Genomic DNA, 3,385 nt, shown 5'->3' with positions numbered 1-3,385 from the left:
GGGCGGCAGTGCCGGCGACCTCTTCAAGGAGGCCAACCGCCTGGCGCAAGGGAGTAAGGATGTGTCCCCGCTCAACCAAGACCAAGTGTGCCTTGAAGGACAGGGCAACCTGACGCCCGGTCAGCTCACCGCCATCCAAAGCGGTACCTTCTACGTGGGAGCCCTGATCTCGGGGGATGCCACCAGCAGCCAAGAGGCCACCATCGGCTACCGGTTGGAGCTTTTCCGGATAAACCTCTCGGGCTCCGTCCGTCCCTAGGGGAAATGGGTAAGGGCTAAGCCGAACCCCCTTCAAGCCCCATGGGGGCCTTGGGAGGGGGGGACGAACTCCGTAAGGCCCAAGGCCCTTAACCTTTCCGGGTCCACGCCCCCCTCCCCCCACCCTGCAAGCCGCCAGTAGGCGCGCACCCCTTCCCGGAAGGCCTCGGGGTCCAGATGGGCCTCGAGGTTGCCCTTGCGAAAGGGCTGGAAGAAGCGCTCGGGCAGGCGGTCCTCCTCCGGCTTTAGGCCCTCCCGCAGGTTAAAGAGCCGGGTGAGCTGCAAGGTCCTCTCCCCCACCGCCAGCATCTCCCCTGGGGTAAGCCGCCAGCCCGTGGTGGCATAAAGGGCCTCCTGCCACTCTTCTGGGGTCCAGGGAACAAAGTCGCACATCACCAGGCTATTCACAAACCCCCGTTCCCGGGTCTTGGTCCAAAGCATGCGGATCTTGGCCTCGGAGAGGTCTTCCAGGGGAAGGGGCGCGAAATCTTCCCCGTAAAAGCGAAGCTCCTTTAGGGCCTTCCCTTCCTTAGCGAAGGCGGTGTCGTGCAGGTTGTGGTTATGGTCGGCCCCCGTGGGGCTCACCGCATACCCCACGCCCAGGGCCCGCTTGTACCGGGGGTCGTGCATGGGCACCTCCTGGCCCTTCACCTGCATGGCCAGCTCGGGATGGCCGATGGCCTCCGCCAGGCGCCTCGAGCCCAGGGCCAAAAGCTCCCCAAGCCGCCCCTCCTTGCGGGCCAGCTTCTCTATGGCGGCGATCAAGGCATCCCCGTTGCCGAAGCGTAGCCCCAGGCCCTCGTCGTCCAGATACCCCTTCTCCACCGCCTCCATGGCACAGGCGATGGTGACGCCCACCCCGATCACGTCCAGGCCATACTGGTTGCAAAGGGTGTTGGCCTTGGTGACCGCATAGGGGTCCGTCACCCCACAGGTGGAGCCCAAGGCCCCAAGCCCTTCGTACTCCGGCCCCCCGTACTCCGGGCGCACATCGTACTTGCCCGTGCCCTCAATCCTCACCACCTGCTTGCAACGGATGGCGCAGGCGTAGCAGGTATCCCGGCCTATGCGGATGCCGAGGGCGTCCAGGCTGGTGCCATCCAGGGCCTCCGCCCCTTCCAGGTAGCCATCCAGGAAGTTATGGCTGGGAAGAACCCCCCTTAGGTTAAAGGGCTTCACCGTGCCCACGGTACCCATGGTGACCAGACCCGCCGCCCTTTCCATGCGCTCACCCGCCATGCGCCGGGCCAAGGCGGTAAGGAGGGCGGGGTCGTGGTAGGAAGGCCGGGTATCCTTCCTGGCCCGGGCGGAAACCGCCTTGAGGCGTTTAGCCCCCATCACCGCCCCCAGGCCCCCCCGCCCGGCAAAGTGGGCCAGGTCGTGGATGATGTTGGCGGTGAGCACCCGGTTTTCCCCGGCGATCCCGATCTGGGCGATGCGGGTGCCCGGTCCGTGGGCTTCCTTGAGGAGGGCCTCCACCTCCAGGGGATCCTTGCCCCAAAGGTGGGAGGCGGGCTGGAGGCTCACCTCACCCCCTTCCACATGCACGTACACGGGCTCTTCCGCCTGGCCCAGGACCACCAAGGCGTCCAGGCCAGCGTTTTTCATCTCGGCGCCGAAGAACCCCCCAGCCTCCGCATCCCCATACCCTCCCGTGAGGGGGCTTTTGGCGGCCACGGTGTTGCGGCCCGAGCCGGAGATGGGGGTGCCGGTGAGGATACCGGGGGCGAAGATCAAGGCGTTTTCCGGGCCCAAGGGGTCCGCCCCTGGGGGCACGTGCTTTAGGAGGAGGTAGGCGGCAAGGGCCCTGCCCCCCAGGAACCGTTGCCAGAAGGCCTCGCCGTAGCGCTCATACCCGATCCGCCCCGTGGAGAGGTCCACGAAGGCCACGCGGTCGTGGTAGCCCTTAGGCATAGCCAAAGTTTACCCCCTGAGGCCCGAGGCCTCAGGGGGAAGGGAATCCTTAGCGGGTCTTTCCCGCCAAGAGGTCTTCGGCCAGCTTCTGGGCCTTGTCCAGGGCCACCTTGGGATCCACCTTGTTGAGGATGGCCTCCTTGATGGCCTGGCCTAGGATGTCAAAGCGGATCTGCTCCCACTCGGCCAAAGCCGGCTCAAACTTGGCGTAGCGGCTTTGGCGCACGATGGTACCAAAATCAGGGTTATCGGCCACATAGCTCTGGTACACCGGTTCCTTCAAGGCCGCCTCGGTCACCGGCACGTACCCGGTGGCGGTGGCGAACACCGCCTGGGCCTTGGGGGAGAGGACAAACTGCAGGAAGTCCTTGGCCACCGCCTGCTCCTCCTTACCCGCCTGGCGGAAGACCACCAGATTGGTACCCTGGACCAAGCCGAAGCCCGGCTGGCTGGGGGTGCGGCCGGGCAAGGTGGCCACCCCCAGGTCAAACTTGGCCCCTTGACGGTAGTAGGTGTAGCCGGCAGAGGTATCCACGCTGAAGGCGTAAGGACCCGATCCCAGGTTCTGGTTGATGTACCCCGAGGTGATAGGCTTGGCCCACCCCTCCTTTACCCCGTTTTGCAGAAGGGTAAGGGCTTCCACCGCCTCCTTGGAGTTCAGGACCAGCTTGCCGTTTTTCAGGTAGCTTCCCCCAAGGTTGAAGAAGAAGTAGGCGAAGGTGGAGGCATCGGGCTGGAACCAGTACACAGGCCCCCCTTCCGCCTGGGAAAGCTTTTTGCTCAAGGCCACGAACTCCTCGAGGGTCGCCGGCACCTTGGCCCCGTGCTTCTTGAGAAGGTCCTTGTTGTGGTAGAGGACCTGGATGCTCTTGTTGAAGGGCACCCCATAGACCACCCCCCCGAAGCGCACGGCGTTCAGGAAGGGTAGGTTGACGCCCTGGAGCCTCACCCCCAAGGACTCAATGGGCAAAAGGGCCTTGGCCTCGAGGTACAAGGCGATGTTGTTCTCGTAGGCCTGGGCCATGGCCGGCACCTTCCCCGCGGCGAAGGCCGCCTTGATCTTGGTGGAAAGGTCCCGGTACCCCCCTTGGGGCACGGGGCGCACGCACCGGCCCTGCTGGGTCCTGTTGAACTCCACCACCAGGTTCTCCAAGGCGGCCTTGGGGGCTCCGCCGGTGAAGCCATGCCACAGCTCCGCCACCACCTTGGCCTT

General features: G+C 65.1%; 2 protein-coding genes and 1 pseudogene. 1 reads left to right on the top strand and 2 read right to left on the bottom strand.

Annotation, left to right across the window (positions count from 1 at the left end):
• Nucleotides 1-259, top strand: a pseudogene (locus tag Q0693_RS09015) (hypothetical protein); the annotation flags it as partial.
• A 32-nt stretch (nt 260-291) separates the two neighbouring features.
• Here Q0693_RS09015 and Q0693_RS09010 read toward each other — a convergent pair.
• Both Q0693_RS09010 and Q0693_RS09005 read right to left on the bottom strand, forming a co-directional pair.
• Nucleotides 292-2,172, bottom strand: coding sequence for an aldehyde ferredoxin oxidoreductase family protein (locus tag Q0693_RS09010; RefSeq protein ID WP_298630965.1), 1,881 nt, complete (start codon nt 2,170-2,172; stop codon nt 292-294).
• A 49-nt stretch (nt 2,173-2,221) separates the two neighbouring features.
• The coding region (locus Q0693_RS09005) for an ABC transporter substrate-binding protein (RefSeq protein ID WP_298630962.1) at nt 2,222-3,385 on the bottom strand (1,164 nt) is incomplete at its 5' end.

Origin of the sequence: uncultured Thermus sp. (assembly GCF_938010445.1) — a bacterium.
GTDB lineage: Bacteria > Deinococcota > Deinococci > Deinococcales > Thermaceae > Thermus > Thermus altitudinis.
This window is presented reverse-complemented; position numbering and strand designations above follow the sequence as displayed.